This is a genomic window from Desulfovibrio psychrotolerans (assembly GCF_013340305.1).
GTDB classification, from domain to species: Bacteria; Desulfobacterota; Desulfovibrionia; order Desulfovibrionales; family Desulfovibrionaceae; genus Halodesulfovibrio; species Halodesulfovibrio psychrotolerans.
The window spans coordinates 294,921-315,348 of record NZ_BLVP01000001.1 but is presented as its reverse complement, the minus strand read 5'-3'; the positions used below and the strand labels follow the sequence as shown (position 1 = coordinate 315,348).

Here is a 20,428-nt window from a genome sequence, read left to right as displayed (position 1 = left end):
AGTGGTGAGCAGGGAGTGTTTGCAGGCTAAGTAAGTGATTTAAGGGTGTTGTATTGTTTTTTGCGATACTGAGGTGATGGCGGATAAGGCTATGGCGCGGCAGAATGCCTTTGGCGGGCAACGGGGGCGTGCAACCAAGGTTGACGGATGAGCGCTATGTTGGCGGGTGGCGGGGAAAAATGAAGGGCGTGGTGAGCAACTTTTGTTGCAGGTGCAACGTTGGTTGCGGGGCAGGGCAGAACCAATTCTACCTCGCCACAGCTTGCAATTGAACACCGTATGCAGCCATTGTCGCCTGCTCATCATTGACATTGTGTATCCGAATGGATACCCATGTGACATGAACCATTTTGACCGCACAAGCCAATTTGACCGTTGGCTTACCAAACTGAAAGACCCCATGGGCAAGGCCAAGGTGCTCATTCGGATTCGGTCTGCGGAGAAGGGTAACTTTGGCGACTGTGCCCCTGTTGGGGAAGGCGTATCAGAGATGCGCATTCATACAGGGCCGGGGTATAGGGTGTATTTCACCAAGCGAGGTAGTAAGGTATATCTGCTGCTTGCCGGAGGCAATAAGTCTTCGCAGCAAAGGGACATAGACCTTGCGAAGAAGTTGGCCAAAGAACTAGGAGATGAATAATGAGCAATTCAAAAATCACCAAATTTGATGCCGCCGACTATCTGGACAGCGAAGAAACCATTGCCGCGTACATTAATGCCGCACTGGAAGAGGATGATCCTGATATTCTGCTTGTAGCCATTGCCGATGTAGCTAAGGCCAGAGGTATGAGCAGGCTGGCGAAGGATGCCGGATTAGGCCGCGAAAGCCTTTACAAGGCGTTGGCCCCCGGAGCAAAACCCCGGTATGATACTATTCATAAGGTGCTTTCCGCGTTGGGGGTTTCGCTGCATGCAAGGCCTAATGCGGCTGTGCATCATTAAGATAATGAAACGCGCCCATCCAAAAACGGGTGGGCGCGTTAGCATTAGTAGTGATAGCGGCATTGCAGTATGACAAGGGTGTCGGTCTTGTCATCGTAGCTGTACACTATTCTATGTTCCTGATTTATGCGTCGTGACCAGTAGCCGGCAAGGTCAAAGCGCAATGGTTCCGGCTTGCCACTCCCTTCAAATGGGGTGCGCATGGCGTTTTTAATCAGCGTGTTTATACGCTTGACCATCGCTTTATCGGTCTTTTGCCAATACAGGTAGTCTTCCCATGCATGGCCTGTCCACGTAAGGTTGGGCATTACGCTTCCAGCAGCGTATGTGCGGTTGTTTTTTTCGCTTCCGCAGCCTGAATGCTCTCGCGCAGGCGTGCTGCGTTGGCGGGGCTGTGGAGGAGATAGGCTGTTTCCGCAATGCTGTTGTAATCTTCCAGCGACATCATGACCACGGGCTTTGCCTTGCGCCGGGTGATAATGACGGGGTCGTGCGTGTCGCATACCTTATCCATGGTTGAGGCAAGGTTTTTGCGGGCATCGGAATAGGTAAGTGCTTCGGGCATTGCGGTATCCTCCATAGTTGTACAAAGAGTAGTACAATTTCGGCATGGGGTCAAGGTGTGGGGCGTTGGCAGCGGGTGCTATGTGCGGTGCAAACGTTACAAGATGGATACTGCGGTCAAGCGTGGGCAGTAACGTACGATATGTTCCGGAGGGGCAGCCGGAACCCTGAAGCGGATTCCGTAGCCTGTGGGAGGGGGTATCAGGTAGCTATAAGACAAAGGCCAGCGCCTCATTATGCATCGTCAATGCGTTTCACTGACGATTCTGAGATGCTGGCCCTTTGCGTAACGCGCTGTAAATCAACGTGTTACATCTAAGAATGGTGGAGGCGGCGAGAATCGAACTCGCGTCCGAGAACGGTCCGCTCGAAGCTTCTACAGGCTTAGGTCATGTTCATAATCTCGCTGCAAGTGTTACCCATGACCAGGTGGCTTGCAGCCAGTTTGTCTGAAAGTTCTTACTTCCTCAGGGGCAAACGCCATCGGAAGCCAGCCTGATGCTTTTTGTCACCCGTGCAGCCTATCAGGCGTCCGCTGCATGGATGTGACTGCAATTAAGCAGCCAGTGCGTAGTCGTAATTATCGTTGGCAATTACTTTTGTGCCGCTTTTAACGAGGCCAGCGGCGCCTCGGCCTGCCACTCCGGCATCTTCAATCCCCGTCGAAACCAGGGCGCCCCCATTTGATTCATTCTGGCGGCTTGGTGCCGTTGCTGTGGGGAATATAATCCCCATTTCGTCCGTGGCAACCGCAGTACGCAAAAAAGCGGTGCCGGACGGGAAGACTGCTTACGTCTTTTCCCTCGGAGGTGCAAGGGATTTTGCGTTCAGGCTTGTGCGGGAAAGGAAGGGGGGCATTCTGCCGAGTGCGTTAGCTGCGTACCGTGTTACGGGCGATGCCGCTCTGTTGACACGGGCAGGGGGGCGGAAAAGGGGCTATACGCGGGTCGGGAAAGACTGAGGGCAACTGCGGTGAATCAATTATCCGGCAGGGTGGATTACCCTTCCGGGGAGAAATAGAAGTGCGAGAAGGAGCCGCGCATGCTCAACTGATAAGCGTCTGCACTGCCGCTGTTTTCCTGCGCCATCTGTTCGTACTGTGCAACGCCGCCCCGGGTGCCCACAACCTTACGGATGTTCCTGATATCGCGCACCAGTTCGGACTGTCCGGCTATCTCCTGAAACGCTTCTTTGAGGTCCGGGTTGGCGGAGAGCACTTCTTCTATGCGTGTCCTGTCCGGATGGTTGCCCACCAGTTGCAGTGCATCATCGTTTCCGAGACGAAGGGTGATCTTGTCGTCAAGACTTACGCCCGCCGCAGACAGGCGGGTATGCAGGGTTTCTACGAATCCTTCCTGAAGCGTGTTGATATTTCCTTCGAGCGCGTCCACCACGTTGCCGCCGCGGACGGAAATATCTTCCAGCACGGCACGCAGCTTGGGATCGATGGATGACAGGCTGATGGAGTCGGTGAGCCGGGCGAGGTCAACCCCCGTACCGTCCGGTGTCCGCTCTTTGTCGGCATCGCGCGACTGGATGCTCATCATGCTGTTCAGGTTATTGTATACGCCATCTATGGTCACGGCGATCACCTCCTATGATGCCCTGCATTTATTTCCCCTCATGCAGTCTGCTCTGTTTGAGCAAGAAGAGTGCCATGTTTTCCGGCCACCGTGCGGAGCCCCCATGAATAAACCGGGTTTGCGGCACAGGGGCAGCGTGGTCGCGCCCTGCGGGCTGTCGGGGACATGACGCATGGTGTGGCGGCGTGTGTTTATTGCATCCGTGCCGCTGGTGTGCCATAGTCTCTAGAATGCTCAGGGGGCTTGCCGGGCAGGGGGCAGCCGTTGCGACTGGCGGCTGCATTGGGAGCGTAACACAACTGACGCAACCGGTTTTTCTTCCGTTACGACCAGTCTTTCGGGGAACACGGATTCGGCATGCATGAGAAAAAACCCTTCGCAGCCACAAGCACGTATCTTCTCTGTGTCATCGCGCTGACCTTTCTGTGCGTTGTCTGGCCCTTTCCTACCGTTCTGGAAGCAGCCTCGCCGCAGGTGATGTATCTGTATCTTTTCGGCATGTGGGGGGCGGGGATTGCCGCCATTTTCGTTTGGGCCGTGGTTTCCGCCCGGTACGAGTCCTCCCGCAGGGGAGGGGGCGCACGGCAGGCACTGCATGACGATGTGGATTCCGGAGGCTAGGCATGGGGCCGGAGACTGTATTCCCCGTCGTTTTCGTGTTGTATGTGGCTGCGCTTCTCTGGTTTGCGCTGCGGGTTGAAAAAACGCCCGGCCTGCGCCGGAAAGTGGCCTCCAGCCCCTACGTCTACGCGCTTTCCCTAACGGTATACATGACCGCATGGACCTTCTACGGCAATGTAGGACAGGCGGCACAGTCGGGGATGGCGTTTCTTGTTTCCTTCATTGGCACCTTTTTCGGCGTGGCGGTGTGGTGGTGGGTTTTACGGCGCATGATACGCCTTAAATCCCGCTACCGTATCACCAGCATAGCCGACTTTTTCAGCGCGCGGTATGGCAAGTCCCATTTCATCGCCGGGGTTGTGGCGTTGTTTTCCGTGCTGGGCAGCCTCCCGTATGTGGCCATTCAGTTCAAGGCCATTCTGGCAACGCTGGGGATAATGCTTGCCGCGCATGGTCCGGCAGATTCTGCAGTTAACGCGGGAACGGGGCTTTGGGACCACTCTTTGTCCCTTGTTCCGTGGGAGGGGGCTGTATTGCAGGTGCAGGGCGGTTTTGCCGGTCCTGCGCTGCTTGGATTCTCCATTTTGTTCACCATCCTTGCCGGTGTGCGCAGGCTGGACCCCACTGAACGGCATCAGGGGATGGTGGCCGTTATTGCCGTGGAATCTGTGGTGAAGGTTGTTGCGTTTATGGCTGCCGGAATATTTGTCACCTACGGCATGTACAACGGGTTTGGTGATATCTTTTCACGCAGCGTTGAGGTGGGGTTTGCCTCACTGCTTAGCCCCGGGCGTATTGAGGGCGGCTATATGGAGTGGGTTATGCGGGCGTTTCTGTTCGCGCCCGCGGTATTGCTGCTGCCCCGCCAGTTTCATCTGGCTGTGGTGGAGAACTCCGATGAACGGCATGTGCGCACGGCCATGTGGCTGCTCCCTCTGTATATGCTGCTTATTACCGTCTTTGTCATGCCTATGGCGCTGGCGGGACTTCTGCAGGGATATGATGCGACGCACGGAGACTGGTTTGTGCTGCTTCTGCCGTTGCAGGAAGGCGTGCACTGGCTGAGCATGCTGGTTTTTCTGGGCGGGTTTTCCGCCGGGATGAGCATGCTTGTCATTGCCACCATGACCATGACGACCATGCTGACCAATGACCTTCTGCTGCCTGTTCTGAATCTGCTGCCGCGTATGGCGTGGCTGCGCCGCTATATTCTGCAATGCCGCTGGGTGGTTGTGTGCGCCTATCTGACTATGGGGTACGGCGTGTATCTGCTGGTGGGCGAATCGTATACGCTGGTCAGCCTTGGCATAGTATCCATGATGGCGTTTGCCCAGCTCGGACCGGCGGCGGTGGGCGGGTTGTTCTGGACCACGGGCAACAGGGCGGGAGCCGTGAGCGGCCTTTTGGCCGGGTTTGGGCTGTGGTTTTACACGCAGTGTGTCCCGGTGCTTATCCGTAGCGGCGTGCTGGAATCGTCCATGCTGGAGGCCGGTCCCTTTGGCATAGGATGGCTCCGTCCTGAGCAACTGCTGGGGCTTGAGGTGTTCTCGCCCCTGGCGCACACGCTGTTCTGGAGCATGCTCATGAACGTGCTGTGCTATGTGGTCGGCTCGTGCCTCTGGACACCGCGTGAGCGGGATGTGGCGTCTGCACGGGATTTTGTCTCCGTTATGGAGGCGGACAGGGAGATGATCCGGGACTCCGAGCGATTTGAGCGATCTATCCCCCTTGCAGGCAAGTATGCCGAACTTTCTTCTCTTTTTTCCGAATTCTATGGCCCTTCGCTGGCGGAGCGAATTGTGGGCGGCGCGGTGCAGGCTGTGGGGCTGCAGGGGGTGAGCCATATCTCGGTGGTGGAATTGGCCTCCCTTTCCGGCGAAGCGGAGCGGCGGCTTGCGGGGATGGTGGGATCGGCCTCGGCCAGCAAGATTATACGCTCATGCAATCTCTTTACTGATGCTGAACGGGAAGAATTGGCCGCAGCCTACAAAACCATGCTTGCCAGCCTGCATATCTCGCCGGAGGAACTGCTGAAGCGGCTGGATTACTACAAGGAACGCGAGGTGCTGCTGCAAAGCCACGCACAGGAGCTTGGTGCGGCAAACGAAGCACTGCGCGCACAGATTTTTCAGCGGGAGCAGGTGCAACGGGATTTGCAGGTTGCTGAAGAGCGGTATCGGTCCATATTCGAGAACGCGGTGGAGGGGATTTTTCAGACCCGACCGGAAGGCAGCATTGTGCACGGCAATACGGCAGCTGCCCGGATTTTGGGGTATGACAGCGTGGAGGAGCTTGTCCGCGGTGTGCAGGATATACGTGGAGAGCTGTATGTGGATGGAGGAGACCGGGACCGGTTTCTTGCCCTGCTCCGTGAAAACGGGGAGGTGAGCCATTTTGAGACGCGGCTGCGCCGTAAGGACGGGAGTGCGGTGTGGGTTGCTCTGCATTCCCGGGCCATATTCGAAGCCGATGGCAAGCTGGCGCTTATAGAAGGAATTCTGGAAGACATTTCCGACCGCAAACGCGCGGAGGCGGAAATGTACAGGGCCAACCGATTTGTGCGCAGCATCATTGACGCCATGCCTTCCGTGATGGTGGCGGTGACGCAGGACAGAGATATAGTGCATTGGAACCGGGAGGCGGAACTGCGCTACGGTATGTGCAAGGATGAGGTTACCGGGCGTTCGCTGTTTTCTCTGCTGCCGTGGCTGGTTTTTCTGGACGACATAATCGGTGATGCGTTTGAAAGTGGTGAGACCCGGCGGAAGCAGCGGCTGCAGGAAGTCAGAGATGGCGAGGAGCACATATTGGACGTGGTGGTTTATCCTCTTGAGGCGCAGGACGGCTCGCGCCTTGTGGTCCTGCGGCTGGATGACGCCACAAGCCGGGTGCGCATGGAAGAGATGATGGTGCAGACGGAGAAGATGATGTCTGTAGGGGGGCTGGCTGCGGGCATGGCGCACGAGATTAACAACCCCCTCGGAGCTATTCTCATAGGTGTGCAGAACATTCTGCGGCGGGTGGAACCATCGCGCCCCGCCAACCAGCAGGTAGCTGGAAGAGTTGGGGTTTCGCTGGACCAGATGAATGCCTACCTTGAAGAGCGCAAGGTGCTGGACATGCTTCGGGGAGTACGATCTGCCGGAGAGCGTGCCGCATCCATTGTTTCAAACATGTTGGAGTTCAGCAGGCGGAGCGAGACCCGGTTTGCCCGGGTTGCCGTAGCCCCGTTGCTGGATAAAGCCGTGGAACTGGCCCGGAATGATTATGATCTGAAAAAGAAATATGATTTCAGGCAGGTTGAGATTGTTCGGGAGTATGATCCCGGTGCGCCCGATGTCTACTGCAACAGTACTGAAATTGAGCAGGTGCTGCTTAACCTGCTACGCAACGCGGCACAGGCCATGTATACGGCAGGGGCAAACCGGCAGAAGCCGGTAATAACCCTGCGGACTCTTGGCGAAGGTGATCTCGTGCGCATTGAGGTGGCGGATAACGGTCCCGGGATGGATGAAAGTGTGCGGCGTCGTGTGTTTGAGCCATTTTTCACCACCAAGCCGGTGGGGGTGGGGACGGGGCTTGGGCTTTCCGTTTCCTATTTCATCATCACGACCAATCATGGCGGTCAGTTCTTTGTGGACGCGCGCAAGGATCAGGGCACAACCTTCACCATTCTGCTCCCCACCCGGCCCGCTGCGGACGCTGAGGGACGCGGGCAGGCAGAGAGGCAGCAGAATCCGTAGTCGGTTATCGGGAAAAAAGGTGCGCGGGAAGGGGCTTGGCGTTTTTTGCGGCGGGTGTTCAAGGACCGGCCTATGGTGACGCATGAAAAAATCCCCCGGATGATGAATCCGGGGGATTTTGCCGTCTGGTAGCGAGGGAGGGGATTGAACCCCCGACACTGCGGATATGAGCCGCATGCTCTGACCATCTGAGCTACCTCGCCGTATGAACCCTGCACGGCACCTTGCGGTTCCCGCGCTTGGCGTGCAGAGGCTTTTGCTTGAAGAGCGTTCGGAAGTCAAGAAGAAAATTGGACAAGATCTGAAAAACGAAAGCCCCCGAAGGCTATGAACCTTCGGGGGCGTGCTTGCTGGTAGCGAGGGAGGGGATTGAACCCCCGACACTGCGGATATGAGCCGCATGCTCTGACCATCTGAGCTACCTCGCCATAGGTGCGTCGGTCTGCAAGCCGAATCAGCGGGCGGACGACAACGCAACGGGCACTTGCTTATACAAAAGCGGCGGGGATGGCAAGTCTTCAGCAGGGTGTTTTTTACCTGTCATGACCAGAAGTAGAGCACGGCAGGGGCAAGGGCGAGGCGATACCATGCGAAGGGCCTGAAGGTTATGCGTCCCACAAGCGAGATGAACGCCTTGACGGCGACCCATGCCGAAAGGAAGGAGACGCCGAATCCCACGCTCAGGAAAACAAGATCGTCCGCCGAAAAGAGGTGATAGCTCTTCAGCATGTCGTAGCCAGTGGCGGCTACCATAATGGGAACGGCGGCCACGAATGAATACTCGGCAGCCAGCGACCGCTTTGTGCCCAGCAGCATGCCGCCCATAATGGTGGCGGCGGAGCGGGAAAAACCGGGCCACAGGGCGAGGCACTGGAAGAGGCCAATGCCCAGCGCGAGCCGTGGTGTAACATCGTCCAGCGTGGCGTAGCGTTCTTCCGTTTCCCGGCCGGCAACGTGATGCTCTACAAACAGTATGTAGAGAGCTCCTACGCCGAGAGCCAGCCCCACCATAATGGGATTGAACAGATACTGCTTTATGGTGCTGTGGGCCACCAGCCCCAGAAGGCTTGCGGGCAGAGAGGTGAGAAAAAGCAGCCACAGGCCGCGCAGGCCGGAAAACCGCATGGTGGATTTGGGTATGATGAGGCCCATGAACCGTTCCCAGTACAGAACCACCACAGCAAGGATGGCTCCCAGCTGGATGACCACGGAAAACGTATCGGCCTTGGGACCGGTAACATCCAGAAGATTGCCTGCGATGATGAGGTGGCCGGTGGAGGACACGGGGAGGAACTCGGTCAGCCCCTCAACAATACCCAGCCATACGGCAGGAAGAATATCTGTCATTGCAAAATCCTGTTGGTGTGAAATGGGTGGAAATGGTGTGGCCGGGACGCGTGCCCACGGAATACCGCAAGGGTGGGGTGTGTTGCAAGCGCGGCGCGAGTGGTGTAGGTTTGTTCGGTTTTGACGGGCCGCTGCGGACTGCGGAACACTGTTCCGCCATGAGCGGAAAACAGCAATCAAAGGGGACAGGGGCCATGGCTACGATAATGCCCACAAGCGAACTTGTGCGTAAGGCAGCGCAATATATTGAAGACGAGCGCAAAGAAGGGCGACCTTTGCCTGTGCTGCTGGATGAGGCTGGCATGCGGTTCAATCTGAGTCCCAAGGATGCGCAGATGCTGCAGGATTTGTTTAAACCCACAAAGGCCGAACGTTAGGGGGCCTCACTGTTTACGTATCCTCTGTTGCACCGGGAGATATTCCGGGAGCTTCTTTCCCTTTTCGGGCTTTGCCTCGGATCGTTGCTGGCGCTTATCCTTATTGGGCGCATTCTTCAATTGCGGGAGCTTTTTCTGGGGCTGGAGGTGGGGCTTGTGGATATGGCAATGCTTTTTGTCTATCTTGGGCCGTTTTTCCTGCTGCTGATTGTGCCCATTGCCTGTATGCTCAGCGTTTTTCTTACCTTTTTACGCATGAGCACGGACCGTGAGCTTGTCGCGTTGAAGGCAGGCGGTCTGAGCCTGTATCAGATGCTGCCTGCACCGGTGCTGTTCTGCATTCTGTGCACGCTGTTTAACCTGTTCATTTCTTTCTACGGGCTCTCGTGGGGGATGGGACATTTTCGCTCCACCATCATCGACATTGCCCAGACCCGTGCCCGCATCGTCATGCAGCCCGGCGTGTTTAACCAGAGCATTCCCGGAATTACGGTGTATGCGCGTCAGGTGGACAACGCCAGCGGCAGGATGGAAGAGGTGATGGTGGAAGACCGCTCACGCGGGAAAGCCGGCATCACCATCATTGCGCCTGAAGGCAGGCTGGAAACGGACAAGGTGCACGGCGACATTCTGGTGCGCCTGAACAACGGCAAGGTCTACAGGCAGCAGGAGGGGGGCATAAGCGTTCTTTCCTTTGACGAATACGTTGTGCGTCTGGACCTGAACAAGCTTTTTAAAGGGTTTGATCTTGGTGAGGTGAAGCCCAAGGAAATGTCGTGGGAAAGTCTTGGACTGCTTATGACGGGCGCCGGTGAAATAGGGGAAAACAGCGCCTACATGCTTAAGGTGGCTGTGGAGATGCAAAAGCGTATTGCCCTGCCGTTTGCCTGCATAGTGCTGGGGCTTTTTGCCATGCCGCTTGCCTGCGCCTTTGAGGGGCTTGAAAGGCAGATGGGCGTGGTGCTGGCACTGCTTAACTTCCTTGTTTATTACAGTCTGCTTTCCGTGGGGCTTACGGTGGGCGAATCCGGCATTGCTCCGCCTGCTGCGGTGATATGGTTACCCAACCTGCTGTTCATGATTCTGGGGGTATGGGGGCTGCGACGCGCCACCCGCGAGCGTTCGCTCAACGTGGTGTCCATGTTGCGGCACATTCCGTTCCGTCTGCGGCGCAGAGAGCGTGAGGCATGAGTCTGCTTTCGCGCTATCTGCTCCGGCAGAACCTTTTTCTCATGTTCACCGTACTTTCGGTGGGGATTGGTCTGTACCTGCTTTCCGATCTGTTCGACAGGCTGGATGATTTTTTGGAAGCTTCTGTGGGCGTAGGTATTATTGCCACGTATTTTCTGTCCAAGATTCCGCTGATCATTTCCCAGATACTGCCCGCCGTCTTCCTTATTGCCTGCATCTTGCAGCTATGTTTCATGGCCCGTGCCCGTGAACTGGTTGCCTTGCAGGCTGGAGGAATATCCTTTGCCAGAATGGCTTCCTTTTTCATCCTGTACGGGCTGATGTGGGCCATGGTGCAGCTTTGTTTTTCACAGTTTCTCGGAGTGAAGGGGGAAGAGCTTTCGGCCCGCATATGGCGGGAGGAGGTGCGCAAGAAGAGCATTGAAGCTGCAACGCTGCATAGCGTGTGGTTTACCGAAGGCGACAACATGGTGCACCTGGGGCGTGTTCAGCCCGCCCGTAACACGGGTGAGGATATTACCGTTTATGAACTGGATGGCGAGGGACGCAATATCCTGCAAGTGCTGCGGGCGAAGTCGTTTACGGTTGAAAAAAGTGGGTGGCTGCTCAGGGATGTGCGCATTCTGGATCCGGGCATGTTCACAACAGGCCGTGCCGACATAATCAGCCTGCCCCTGAAGCAGGATGTTGCGGCTTTTCAGGCCATTGACCCCCGAGCTGATATGCAGAAGTTGCCGCTGTGGAAGCTGTGGGATGCCATTGGCCAGCTACAGGCCTCCGGTTCCAATGTGGAGGGGCTGCGCACCGTCTTTCACATGAAACTTGCCTATTCTGGATCGTTGGTGGTCATGGGGCTTGTGGCGCTGATGTTGCTGACGTGGAAGGACAATCTGTATTTTTGTGTCGGAGTGGGACTGGTCATAACCTTTGCCTACTATGCGCTGTTCACCCTTGGCGGTTCATTGGGTGAGAAGGGGCTGGTCTATTCCGTTATGGCGGCGTGGGGGGCGGATATCCTGTTCGCCGCAGTGGCGGGAGGGCGTATTTTGTGGTTTACGAGGCCCCGTGGAAAAATCGCGTACAAAGATGAAGACGGGCCCAGAAAGTGGGGCAACCCCCACCATGCCCATCCCATTGTGCGCAGGAAGGAGAAGGGGGCTGCGGATACCCGGTAGCCGATGTGCCGGTTCCGGTTGCCCTGAACTGTGGCCGGATATACACTGTTTGTGCGTAATTTTTCTACGAAGGGCAGCTGAAAGACCGCACCGGGCGCGCATGTGGCCGGGCACAGTGAAGTGAGGAGCGATGTTCGAGGAGAGTTCTTTTCCCCAATGGCTTTATGACCATCTTGTGCCGGACGATGTGTTCGGGGCGGCATATGACGATGTGCCAGCCATGCGCAGGGCGTGGTTGAAGACAGCCATTGCGCGGCTGCACACCCTGCACGGTTCTTCGGGTGTTTCTTGGGGCACTTCGTGGAGGCGTGATGAGCGCCAGTGGCGGCAGGGGTTTACGAGCATAGCCGAGGAGCGGCCCGTGGAGTGGTGCGTGGTTGTTTTGTCGCGCGACCACGTTTCCGGTCCCCGGCTGCTGGCCGGGCTGCTGCCCGCGCTGCTGGCTGGGGTTGCCGATATTCTTGTGGTGCGTGTGGCGGAGGGCGGACATGCCTGGCATGCTCCTGTTCTTGCGGCACTGGAGCTGGCAGGACAGGAGGCTGTGGTCAGTCTTTCACCGGATATGATGACGCAGTTGTCCGAGCATATGCGGACGTGCGGTGCCGGAAGGTTTCTGTTGTTCGGAGATGAGGCGCGGCAGATGCCCTGCTTTTACGGATGGTGCGGGGGGGCGGTGCAGGTTTGGCGCGAACCGTTGCTGCACGATATAGCTGTGGCACAGGAGGCTGGACATGCCTTTGAGACTCATGGTGCTTCAGACGAAGAACGTGTGGACGTGGAGGTGCTGCGGTGGTCGCATCCTGACTGGAGCGTAGTGCCCGTTCACGCACCGGACGGAGACTGGGAACGCGCCCTTATATCCGCCGGAGACGGGCAGGGATTCGCGGCCTTTGCAGGTCCTTCCCGCATGGTGGACATTGTGCCGGACAGCATTCCCCTTATGCTGGGGCCGGGGCAGGAGGCCTGCTGGGTTTGGCCCGGGCTTCCTCCGGCGTTTTTTATGCAGCGTCGCCTTTCTGTTCTGAGCGGGACATAGCGTTCTGTGCAGGTAGCTACGGCTTTACATTCACACTCTTCCGTCGGCGCAGGAACGGGACATGACAAAAGCAGTATCGCCAAAGTACTTGGAACGGCTCAGGAATATAGGGGTTATTGCCCATATTGACGCAGGCAAGACCACCCTTACGGAACGCATTCTCTTTTATAGTGACCGCATTCACAGAATGGGCGAGGTGCATGAGGGCACAGCCACCATGGACTTTATGCCTGAGGAGCAGGAGCGCGGCATAACCATTGCCTCTGCCTGCACGCGCTGCCAATGGGGCCCCTACACCATAAACATTATTGATACGCCGGGGCACGTGGATTTTACCATAGAGGTGGAACGCTGTCTGCGCGTGCTGGACGGAGCCATCGGCGTGTTTTGCGCTGTGGGCGGCGTGGAGCCGCAGTCTGAAACGGTGTGGCGGCAGTCTGAGAAATTTCATGTTCCCAAGCTGGCCTTCATCAACAAAATGGACCGTTCAGGAGCGGATTTTGAGGCTGTGCTGGAGGCCATGCGCCAACGGCTTAAGGCCAACCCGTTGCCGGTTGTCATTCCGCTCGGGCAGGGGGAGGGGTTTCGGGGTGTCATTGATCTTGTGACAATGGAACGCGTGGAGTTTGATCAGGAATCGCAGGGGCGCGAGTATACGCGGTCGCTTCTGACCGGCGAGGAGCGCGAGTATGCCGCGCCATGGCGCGAGCGGCTGCTGGAAGGACTTGCCGATGTCAACGACGCCTTTATGGGGAAGTACCTTGCGGGAGAAGAGATTGCAGAGGCGGAAATCCGGTCGGCCATTCGCGCGGCAACGGTGAAATTGCAGGCTGTTCCTGTTTTTGCGGGGTCTGCCTTGCGTAATGCCGGGGTGCAGCTTGTTCTGGACGGTGTTGCGAGCTATCTTCCCGGCCCTCTGGACGTGGAGCCTGCTGTGGCCGTTATGGCCGATTCCGCCCAGAAGCGGACGCTGGAAGTTTCCCCATCTGCGCCGCTGGGGGCGCTGGTCTTTAAGATAGTTATGGATGAGGGGCGCAAGCTTGCGCTTATGCGCCTGTACTCCGGAACCATCCGGGCGGGAGAGGTGTACAGGAACATCACACAGGGGGAGTCGGAACGCGTTTCACGCCTGTACCGGCTGCATGCATATCATCAGGAACGCATAGACGAAGCCCACGCCGGGGATATTGTGGCCGCAGCCGGGCTTAAGTCTGCGCGTACCGGCGATACGATTGCCGAAGAGGGTGTGCCCTATATTCTTGAAAATATTGCTGCATACCGACCTGTTATTTCGCTTGCGCTTGAGCCGAAGAATTCGGAGGAGGGCGATAAGCTGGATGAGGTTCTGGAGAAGTATCTTCAAGAAGATCCTACCCTTACCTACGTTCTGGATAAGGACACGGGGGAGCGTGTCATTTCCGGTATGGGGGAGTTGCATCTGGAAGTGGTAATTGACCGGTTGCGGAGAGAATACAAGTTGTCACCCCGGGTAGGGAATCAGCAGGTTGTTTATCAGGAAGCCGTGTCACGCGAAGCGCAGGCGACCGGTGTGTTTGACAGGGAGCTGGGCGACCAGCCGCATTTTGGCAAGGTGACTGTGGGCATCGCGCCGAGGGAGCGGGACAAGGGGAACCGCGTGCGTTTTGGCATGGATACGGAGGGGTGGCCTGCTGCGTGGCTTGACGCGGTGGAGCAAGGTATTACGGATAGTCTTATGAGCGGTGTGCTTAAGGGATATCCTGTGCAGGATGCAGACGTGGCTGTTCTGCAGATGGAGCGGAAGGACGGGGCGTCTTCACCCGCAGGGTTTCACATGGCTGCCGCCCTGGCTGTGAAGGAGGCCATGGAGCTTGCGGGGCCGTTGTTGCTGGAGCCCATCATGCAGGTGGAAATAGGCGTTCCCGATGAGCATGTAGGCGATGCCATAAGCCTTTTGGGTATGAAGGGGGCGCGGGTGGGGAATATGTTTGACCGCGCGGGGCTTAAGATTATACAGGCTCTGGCACCCATGAGCAGGCTTTTCGGTTTTTCCACCGATCTGCGGTCTGTGACACAGGGCAGAGCGGGATTGGCGCTGACTTTTGCCCGTTTTGACACGCTGGCGTAACTGTTTTCTTTCTATTCGGGCTAGTCTTTTTTCCTGTGTATAATTACATGGAGTGCCTGTTCGTGCAGAGATGGGAATCATTCAAACGTATTTTTCGTTTCAACTACCTTAAGTTGCTGCGTCTAAAGGCAACTACCCACTCTATTGCCATAGGGTTGGCTGTAGGGGTGCTGGTGGGTTTTATGCCCATTATCCCTTTTCAGACCGTGGTGGCGGTGGCGCTTGCTTTTTTGGTACGGGGTAGCAAGATTCCTGCAGCCATCGGGACGTGGGTTTCCAATCCGGTGAATGTCATTCCCTTTTATTCCCTCATGTATTATGTGGGCAAGGCCGTGTTGCCTTTTGATGTCCCCAGGCTTGATTTTCGCAACCTCGAGTTAGAGGCCATGATCCAGCAGGGATGGGGACTGGTGCTGACCATGTTTGCCGGGGGCATGTTAATGGGCATTCCGGCAGCCTTTCTGACCTATGTGCTCTCTTTTAAGGCTGTGCATGGGTATCGGCAGAAGCGTATGATCCGGCTCATTAAGAAGTACCAGCTTAAGCAGGGGAACCGAGAGGGAGCGGAGGCTGCCGGAACACTCTTGCAGACAAGCGGTTCCGTTGGTGCGGAGCAGGCTCCTGACGGTTCTTCCTCACGGGCGGAAGTTGGAAGCACCGGGGAAGGAATGGGAGCCGGAACGGACGGAACTGCCTTTACCGGTGCTAATGGCGAGGCACGCCGTACCCCGTCGCAGGACCCGACTCCGTAACCGGAGTATTGATCGGTCCGTTTTGCGGAAATCATCATTTTATCCGGGAATCACGCCATGACTCTGGACATTCATTCCGGCCCACGTGCTAAAAAGAGCTTGGGCCAGAATTTTTTGCATGACAAGAACATAGCCAATCGGATTGTGGACGAGCTGGATATTGGCCCCTGTGACAAGGTAATTGAGATCGGTCCCGGCCCCGGCGCGCTCACTCATCTGATCCATGCCCGCAAACCGGCATGGTTTGCTATTCTTGAAAAAGACTTTCATTGGGCCACTGAGCACAGGCGGAATCCGCCGGCAGGTGCGCCGGATATGCAGGTGGTGCTTACCGACGCGCTGCTTTTTCCGTGGGAGAATCTTGCACCGGGGCAGCGCTGGAAGGTCATTGGCAATCTGCCCTACAATGTGGCTTCTCCGCTCATGTGGGACATATTGAGCAGGGCGACTGGCCTTGTGCGCGCGGTGTTCATGATCCAGAAGGAGGTGGCGGACCGCATTGTCGCCACGCCGCACGGGAAGCAGTACGGTGCCCTGTCTGTCTGGTTGCAGAGCTTTTGTGTTCCCAAGCGTTTGTTCATAGTACCCCCCAGCGTGTTCAAGCCGCGCCCCAAGGTTGATTCCGCTGTGGTGCGGTTTACCCCTCTGCCCTTAGAGGAACGGGACTTTGACGCCGCTGCGCTTTCCTGGTTGCTGAAGGCGTGCTTTCAGCAGAGAAGGAAGCAGATTCAAACAATTCTGAAGGGTTATCTTGGAAAAGATATGGAGTCCGTGTTTGCGGAGGCGAACGTTCAATCCACCGCACGGCCTGAGAACCTTACGCCAAAGCAGTTCCAGATTCTTGCAACTACTATGAAAAATTGGATTCCTGCTTGACTTGACGTATAAAATCGTGTTTCGCTTTGGGCGAGGCAATATTTACCATTGCGCCAGATTTACGCATCTGATAGGGGTTTTCTGGGTTTGAGAAAAAAATCTCAAAGTCGCCTGGGTGCGTGAGTGCGAGCTTTAGGTGATACATTTTTGCCAAGCGTGTATTTTGGTAAACCCCAGAGAGGAGGACGTGGCAAATGACGAAGGCAGATCTCGTTGAGAAGATTGCTGAGAAGGCCAATCTGACCAAGGCGAACGCGGAACGTTCGCTTAATGCGTTCATTGAAGCGGTTGAAGGTGTGCTGGTAAAAGAGGGCAAACTTACCCTGACCGGTTTTGGCACCTTTGTCGTGGAAGAACGCAAGGAGCGCAAGGGGCGTAACCCCCGTACAGGCGCAGAAATTTCCATTCCCGCCGCAAAGGTGGTCAAGTTCCGTCCCGGAAAGCTTCTGAAAGAAGCTATCAAGTAAATAGCTTCGGAGGCTGTAACAATGATGCTGCACGGTGAAACTCTGCATAGTCCTCTGCCACAGGATATTCCGTGGTGGATGGCTGATCATTTTGTTTTCTTTGGTGTTTTATACGCCGTTCTGTTCGTCATCGGTTCCGGGCTTGGGTACGTTATTCTCAAATCTATCCGGGAAGCTCGTGAAGATGACGGTCACGGTCACGGGCACGGAAGCCATTAGTGTTCCCTGCTGATCTGAGGGGCGCAAGATTGTTGTTCCGGCTGGCCGATACGGGTGTTCGGGCGGCATTCCGATAGGGTGACGACTGCTAATGGCCGGTGGAATGTTGTGTATTCTCGGGCCTGCCTTCGGGCAGGCCTTTTTCTTTGCCTTTGTTTGATGTCTTTTAGGCGTCTTTGGGCTTGCCATTTACAGTAAACCGGTTTATGAAATCTCCTTGCCTCGAGGTGCCTTGAGGGTGCTTCTGCGGAATGTTGCATGAAGGTGGTGATTTTTAATGCCCGGTGTATTCCTTGAAGATGGCGATTACAACTTCGACATCGCCCTGCGTCGATTCAAGAAGCAGGTGGAAAAGGCTGGCGTGCTCTCCGAAATGAAGAAGCGTCAGCACTTTGAGAAGCCCAGCGTGATGCGCAAGAAGAAAAAGGCTGCTGCACGCAAGCGTCTCATCAAGAAGATGAGAAAGATGAACGTGGGCTAGGCCCGCGTCTTCCCGTTCCGACGGGGAGCATTCATGTATACTGCATGGTGCGATATGGCGGGGATTCGGATAACCACGAGTCCCCGCATTATTCTTTGTTATTCCCTCCTACACAAGGTTGCCGCCATGAGCCTCGCAAAGCAGATAGAATCCGACTATATTGCCGCCTACAAGGCCAAAGATCAGGTCCGTCTGGGCGTTTTGCGCCATCTTAAAACCGCTGCCAAGAATCTTCAGGTGGAGCTTTTGCGTGAACTGACGGATGATGACCTGTTTACAGTCATCATGAAGCAGGCAAAGCAGCGTCAGGATTCCATTGAGCAGTTCACCTCCGCAGGCAGGGAAGATCTGGCCGCCATTGAACGCGGAGAACTGGAAGTGCTGAAGGCGTATCTTCCCCAGCCTCTTTCCGAAGAGGAACTTGTTGCCATTGTGGACAGGACCATAACGGAAACAGGTGCCGCAGGAGCCAAAGACATGGGTAAGGTCATGAATCCTATCATGGCGGGATATAAAGGGCGTGTGGACGGCAAGGTGCTGAGCGCGCTTGTCCGCGCACGTCTTGCCTGATCTTCGTCCAAGTATTCGCCGCATGGAACAACGTACTCTCCAGAATCTGGAATTTGACAAGGTGCTGACGCACCTTGCGCGGTTTGCTGTATCCGAAGCCGGGCAGCAGGCTTGCCTTGCCCTTGCGCCTTGCGACAGGCCTGAGGAGGCGCGCGAACGTACGGAGTTTTTCCGGCAGGGACAGGTGTGGGCGCAGTTTTCTGCATTCAGGCTGCGGCCCTTTGCTCCGCTTACCGGTATGTTCGAGTTTGTGCAGGGTGCCGCCAATGTGCTTGATCTGGATGATCTGTGGGCGCTTAGGCAGGTGTTGGCACAGGCACGGGAACTGGTGGATTCCATTGCTGCCGTCCCGGGCAACGGCGTGCAGTGGCCTTTGCTGCAAGACGCCGTGCAGGCATATCCCTGGCCGGGGCAGTGCTGGTCCGGTCTTTCGCGTTGTCTGGGCGAGAACGGGCAGATACGTGATGAGAGTTCGCCCGAACTGCTGCTGGTGCGTCAGGAAGTGCGGCGTATTCACCAGACCTGCACCCGCAAAGTTAAAGAGGTTGTGCAGACGTACAATCTTCTGCAATACATGCAGGATGAGTACATCACCCTTGCCAACGACCGTTATGTGCTGCCGCTGAAGAGCAACTTTAAGGGACGGGTGCAGGGAATTATCCACGACTATTCCCAGACCGGGGAAACCTGCTACTTTGAGCCCATGTTCCTTGTGGAACTGAATAACGAGTTGCAGGAGCTTAAGCGACAGGAGCGGGAAGAGGAACGCAAGGTTCTCGTCTACCTGACCGGACTTGTGCGCTCGCAGTTCGTTTCGGTGCGGGGGGTGCATGATCTTTTGGTCACGGTGGACGTGCTGCTGGCAAAATGTGCCCTTGCCGATGCCTTTGCCGGAGGAGCACTGGAGCTTTTGGCGGATGCGCCGCTGCAGCTTCATGCGGCCCGCCATCCGCTGTTAGCCCTTTCTGAGCAGGGATCTCTGCCGTTGGATATCGTTCTTAAGCCGGGCCAGAAGGCGCTGGTTATAAGCGGAGGCAACGCCGGGGGCAAGACCGTGTGCCTGAAGACACTCGGGCTTATCACGCTTATGGCCATGAGCGGACTGCCCGTGCCTGTGGCGTCCGGGAGTTCGTTGCCGCATTGGAGCAGGGTGTTTGCCTTTATCGGCGATGAGCAGAGTCTGGAGACACATGTTTCCACGTTCACGGCGCAGATAAGGCATTTGAGCGCGCTGTGGGACCGGGCGGATGAACAGGCGTTGGTTATTCTGGACGAATTTGGCGCGGGAACGGACCCCGCGCAGGGGGCGGCGCTGGCGCAGGCAGTGATAGACGGGTTGCTTGAGAAGGGAGCCTGTGTGGCTGCGGCGACACATTTTCCTGCGCTTAAAGCCTATGCGCTTGGGCGCGAGCAGGTACGCGCAGCGTCTGTGCTGTTTGACCCTGCCACCAAGAAGCCTTTGTACCGTCTTGCCTATGATCAGGTAGGAGCCTCGCAGGCGTTGGATGTGGCCCGTGAGCACGGCATGCCGGAGAGCGTGCTGCGCAGGGCGGAAAGCTATCTTTTGATGGATGGTGAAGACACCTCTGCGCTTATCGACAGGCTGAACAGCCTTGCCGTGGAGCGGGAAAAGGAAATTGAGACACTGCAACGCGAGCGGGATAAATTCCGGACCAAGCGCGACAGGTTGGAGGAACGGTTTGAGAAGGACCGTGCCACCCTGTTTTCATCCGTGCAGGCTCAGGCACAGGGCGTACTGCAGGACTGGAAAGCCGGACGGGTAAGCCATAAGATGGCGCTCAAACAACTGGCCAAAACCCGTGAAAAACTTGTGGAAAAAGACAAGGAGCCTGTGCGTGCGTTCGGCATTGAGGATGTACGTCCGGGGCAGCGCCTGACCTATTTGCCGTGGAACAAGACCGGGGTTGTGGAAGAGGTGGACGGACGGCGCAACCGGGTAAAGCTGGACCTTGCAGGTGTTTCTATGTGGACTGAGGCTAAAGACCTTGCCGTTATTGACGAAAAGAACGCCACGCCTGCCGCTGCACATACTCTGGGCGGTGCAGTGGTGAAGGCGGAAAGAAATATTTCCCTCAGGCTTGACTTGCGGGGCATGCGGACTGATGTAGCACTTAGTGAACTTTCCCGTTTTCTTGACAAGGCTTTGTTGGGCAGCGTCTTACAGGTGGAGGTGGTTCATGGGCGCGGCACAGGTGCTCTTCGCAAAGAAGTGCACAGGCTGCTCAAGGAGTTTCCTGCCGTTGCCAATTTTCGTCTTGCATCGGAAGAGCAGGGCGGTGATGGCATGACCATTGTCGATTTTAAATAATCCGGGCGGCAAAATGCCGCCGGAACGCCCCTTTTGCGCGATTCCGGC

At 56.5% G+C, this 20,428-nt stretch carries 20 protein-coding genes, 2 tRNA genes and 1 other RNA gene; 16 read left to right on the top strand and 7 right to left on the bottom strand.

All coding sequences use genetic code 11. The features are described 5' to 3' along the window. Positions 1-340: 340 nt before the first annotated feature. Together HUV26_RS01410 and HUV26_RS01405 are read left to right on the top strand one after the other, a co-directional pair. Positions 341-640: a type II toxin-antitoxin system RelE/ParE family toxin gene (locus HUV26_RS01410; protein WP_174408307.1), complete on the top strand. Its 300-nt coding sequence runs from the start codon at positions 341-343 to the stop codon at positions 638-640. Further along, positions 640-942, top strand: coding sequence for an addiction module antidote protein (locus HUV26_RS01405; RefSeq protein WP_174408306.1), 303 nt, complete (start codon positions 640-642; stop codon positions 940-942). The genes HUV26_RS01410 and HUV26_RS01405 overlap by 1 nt, the downstream gene beginning before the upstream one ends. Positions 943-986: 44 nt before the next feature. On the opposite strand, the gene HUV26_RS01400 is transcribed toward HUV26_RS01405, so the two are convergent. The 4 genes from HUV26_RS01400 to HUV26_RS01385 form a co-directional block, all read right to left on the bottom strand. Further along, the gene (locus HUV26_RS01400) at positions 987-1,250 is read right to left on the bottom strand and encodes a Txe/YoeB family addiction module toxin (RefSeq protein ID WP_174408305.1); all 264 of its coding nucleotides are present in this window, start codon (positions 1,248-1,250) and stop codon (positions 987-989) included. Further along, a complete protein-coding gene (locus HUV26_RS01395) occupies positions 1,250-1,507 on the bottom strand; it encodes a type II toxin-antitoxin system Phd/YefM family antitoxin (protein ID WP_174408304.1) in 258 nt (85 codons plus the stop codon). Before HUV26_RS01395 ends, HUV26_RS01400 begins: the two co-directional genes overlap by 1 nt. A gap of 321 nt (positions 1,508-1,828) precedes the next feature. Next, positions 1,829-2,187, bottom strand: a transfer-messenger RNA (tmRNA) gene (ssrA, locus tag HUV26_RS01390). A gap of 317 nt (positions 2,188-2,504) precedes the next feature. Then, positions 2,505-3,089 carry a hypothetical protein gene (locus HUV26_RS01385; protein WP_174408303.1) on the bottom strand — a complete coding sequence of 195 codons (585 nt, stop codon included), beginning with the start codon at positions 3,087-3,089 and terminating at the stop codon, positions 2,505-2,507. A gap of 357 nt (positions 3,090-3,446) precedes the next feature. Between HUV26_RS01385 and HUV26_RS01380 the strand changes: the two genes are divergently transcribed. Continuing rightward, complete coding sequence (locus tag HUV26_RS01380; RefSeq protein WP_174408302.1) at positions 3,447-3,710, top strand: hypothetical protein; 264 nt, start codon at positions 3,447-3,449, stop codon at positions 3,708-3,710. A gap of 2 nt (positions 3,711-3,712) precedes the next feature. Beyond that, positions 3,713-7,453 carry a PAS domain S-box protein gene (locus tag HUV26_RS01375; protein WP_174408301.1) on the top strand — a complete coding sequence of 1,247 codons (3,741 nt, stop codon included), beginning with the start codon at positions 3,713-3,715 and terminating at the stop codon, positions 7,451-7,453. 126 nt (positions 7,454-7,579) lie between these two features. On the opposite strand, the gene HUV26_RS01370 is transcribed toward HUV26_RS01375, so the two are convergent. The 3 genes from HUV26_RS01370 to HUV26_RS01360 all read right to left on the bottom strand — a co-directional run bounded on the left by HUV26_RS01370 (position 7,580) and on the right by HUV26_RS01360 (position 8,800). After that, positions 7,580-7,656 (bottom strand) — tRNA-Met (locus HUV26_RS01370). Between the two features lie 148 nt (positions 7,657-7,804). Then, positions 7,805-7,881: transfer RNA gene (locus HUV26_RS01365), tRNA-Met, on the bottom strand. 112 nt (positions 7,882-7,993) lie between these two features. After that, the gene (locus HUV26_RS01360) at positions 7,994-8,800 is read right to left on the bottom strand and encodes an undecaprenyl-diphosphate phosphatase (protein ID WP_174408300.1); all 807 of its coding nucleotides are present in this window, start codon (positions 8,798-8,800) and stop codon (positions 7,994-7,996) included. Positions 8,801-8,994: 194 nt separating this feature from the next. Here HUV26_RS01360 and HUV26_RS01355 point away from each other — a divergent pair, with 194 nt between their 5' ends. From HUV26_RS01355 to HUV26_RS01305, 12 genes are all read left to right on the top strand, one after another. Further along, positions 8,995-9,177, top strand: coding sequence for a hypothetical protein (locus HUV26_RS01355; RefSeq protein ID WP_174408299.1), 183 nt, complete (start codon positions 8,995-8,997; stop codon positions 9,175-9,177). Positions 9,178-9,204: 27 nt separating this feature from the next. Further along, positions 9,205-10,368, top strand: a complete 1,164-nt coding sequence (lptF, locus tag HUV26_RS01350) for an LPS export ABC transporter permease LptF (RefSeq protein ID WP_243451210.1) — start codon at positions 9,205-9,207, stop codon at positions 10,366-10,368. After that, the gene (locus tag HUV26_RS01345; protein WP_174408298.1) at positions 10,365-11,543 is read left to right on the top strand and encodes an LptF/LptG family permease; all 1,179 of its coding nucleotides are present in this window, start codon (positions 10,365-10,367) and stop codon (positions 11,541-11,543) included. The genes lptF and HUV26_RS01345 overlap by 4 nt, the downstream gene beginning before the upstream one ends. 130 nt (positions 11,544-11,673) lie before the next feature. After that, a complete protein-coding gene (locus HUV26_RS01340; RefSeq protein WP_174408297.1) occupies positions 11,674-12,579 on the top strand; it encodes a hypothetical protein in 906 nt (301 codons plus the stop codon). A gap of 61 nt (positions 12,580-12,640) precedes the next feature. Continuing rightward, positions 12,641-14,686 (top strand): elongation factor G, encoded by a 2,046-nt coding sequence (gene fusA / locus HUV26_RS01335; protein ID WP_174408296.1) that lies wholly within the window; start codon positions 12,641-12,643, stop codon positions 14,684-14,686. Between the two features lie 62 nt (positions 14,687-14,748). After that, positions 14,749-15,438 (top strand): DUF2062 domain-containing protein, encoded by a 690-nt coding sequence (locus tag HUV26_RS01330; protein ID WP_243451209.1) that lies wholly within the window; start codon positions 14,749-14,751, stop codon positions 15,436-15,438. 57 nt (positions 15,439-15,495) lie between these two features. After that, the gene (gene rsmA / locus HUV26_RS01325) at positions 15,496-16,314 is read left to right on the top strand and encodes a 16S rRNA (adenine(1518)-N(6)/adenine(1519)-N(6))-dimethyltransferase RsmA (RefSeq protein WP_174408294.1); all 819 of its coding nucleotides are present in this window, start codon (positions 15,496-15,498) and stop codon (positions 16,312-16,314) included. 194 nt (positions 16,315-16,508) lie between these two features. Next, positions 16,509-16,781 carry an HU family DNA-binding protein gene (locus HUV26_RS01320; RefSeq protein ID WP_174408293.1) on the top strand — a complete coding sequence of 91 codons (273 nt, stop codon included), beginning with the start codon at positions 16,509-16,511 and terminating at the stop codon, positions 16,779-16,781. A 24-nt stretch (positions 16,782-16,805) separates the two neighbouring features. Further along, positions 16,806-17,000 carry a hypothetical protein gene (locus tag HUV26_RS16740; RefSeq protein ID WP_243451236.1) on the top strand — a complete coding sequence of 65 codons (195 nt, stop codon included), beginning with the start codon at positions 16,806-16,808 and terminating at the stop codon, positions 16,998-17,000. A gap of 277 nt (positions 17,001-17,277) precedes the next feature. Continuing rightward, positions 17,278-17,481, top strand: coding sequence for a 30S ribosomal protein S21 (gene rpsU / locus HUV26_RS01315; RefSeq protein ID WP_174408292.1), 204 nt, complete (start codon positions 17,278-17,280; stop codon positions 17,479-17,481). Positions 17,482-17,607: 126 nt separating this feature from the next. After that, the gene (locus HUV26_RS01310) at positions 17,608-18,051 is read left to right on the top strand and encodes a GatB/YqeY domain-containing protein (protein WP_174408291.1); all 444 of its coding nucleotides are present in this window, start codon (positions 17,608-17,610) and stop codon (positions 18,049-18,051) included. Between the two features lie 22 nt (positions 18,052-18,073). Next, the gene (locus tag HUV26_RS01305; protein ID WP_174408290.1) at positions 18,074-20,380 is read left to right on the top strand and encodes an endonuclease MutS2; all 2,307 of its coding nucleotides are present in this window, start codon (positions 18,074-18,076) and stop codon (positions 20,378-20,380) included. Positions 20,381-20,428 lie beyond the last annotated feature (48 nt).

Bases quoted from the DNA above. Each gene is read 5' to 3' on its own strand.
- HUV26_RS01410 (WP_174408307.1), top strand. From the start codon at position 341: ATGAACCATTTTGACCGCACAAGCCAATTTGACCGTTGGCTTACCAAA.
- HUV26_RS01405 (WP_174408306.1), top strand. From the start codon at position 640: ATGAGCAATTCAAAAATCACCAAATTTGATGCCGCCGACTATCTGGAC.
- HUV26_RS01400 (WP_174408305.1), bottom strand. From the start codon at position 1,250: ATGCCCAACCTTACGTGGACAGGCCATGCATGGGAAGACTACCTGTAT.
- HUV26_RS01395 (WP_174408304.1), bottom strand. From the start codon at position 1,507: ATGCCCGAAGCACTTACCTATTCCGATGCCCGCAAAAACCTTGCCTCA.
- HUV26_RS01380 (WP_174408302.1), top strand. From the start codon at position 3,447: ATGCATGAGAAAAAACCCTTCGCAGCCACAAGCACGTATCTTCTCTGT.
- HUV26_RS01375 (WP_174408301.1), top strand. From the start codon at position 3,713: ATGGGGCCGGAGACTGTATTCCCCGTCGTTTTCGTGTTGTATGTGGCT.
- HUV26_RS01360 (WP_174408300.1), bottom strand. From the start codon at position 8,800: ATGACAGATATTCTTCCTGCCGTATGGCTGGGTATTGTTGAGGGGCTG.
- HUV26_RS01355 (WP_174408299.1), top strand. From the start codon at position 8,995: ATGGCTACGATAATGCCCACAAGCGAACTTGTGCGTAAGGCAGCGCAA.
- HUV26_RS01345 (WP_174408298.1), top strand. From the start codon at position 10,365: ATGAGTCTGCTTTCGCGCTATCTGCTCCGGCAGAACCTTTTTCTCATG.
- HUV26_RS01340 (WP_174408297.1), top strand. From the start codon at position 11,674: ATGTTCGAGGAGAGTTCTTTTCCCCAATGGCTTTATGACCATCTTGTG.
- fusA (WP_174408296.1), top strand. From the start codon at position 12,641: ATGACAAAAGCAGTATCGCCAAAGTACTTGGAACGGCTCAGGAATATA.
- rsmA (WP_174408294.1), top strand. From the start codon at position 15,496: ATGACTCTGGACATTCATTCCGGCCCACGTGCTAAAAAGAGCTTGGGC.
- HUV26_RS01320 (WP_174408293.1), top strand. From the start codon at position 16,509: ATGACGAAGGCAGATCTCGTTGAGAAGATTGCTGAGAAGGCCAATCTG.
- HUV26_RS16740 (WP_243451236.1), top strand. From the start codon at position 16,806: ATGCTGCACGGTGAAACTCTGCATAGTCCTCTGCCACAGGATATTCCG.
- rpsU (WP_174408292.1), top strand. From the start codon at position 17,278: ATGCCCGGTGTATTCCTTGAAGATGGCGATTACAACTTCGACATCGCC.
- HUV26_RS01310 (WP_174408291.1), top strand. From the start codon at position 17,608: ATGAGCCTCGCAAAGCAGATAGAATCCGACTATATTGCCGCCTACAAG.
- HUV26_RS01305 (WP_174408290.1), top strand. From the start codon at position 18,074: ATGGAACAACGTACTCTCCAGAATCTGGAATTTGACAAGGTGCTGACG.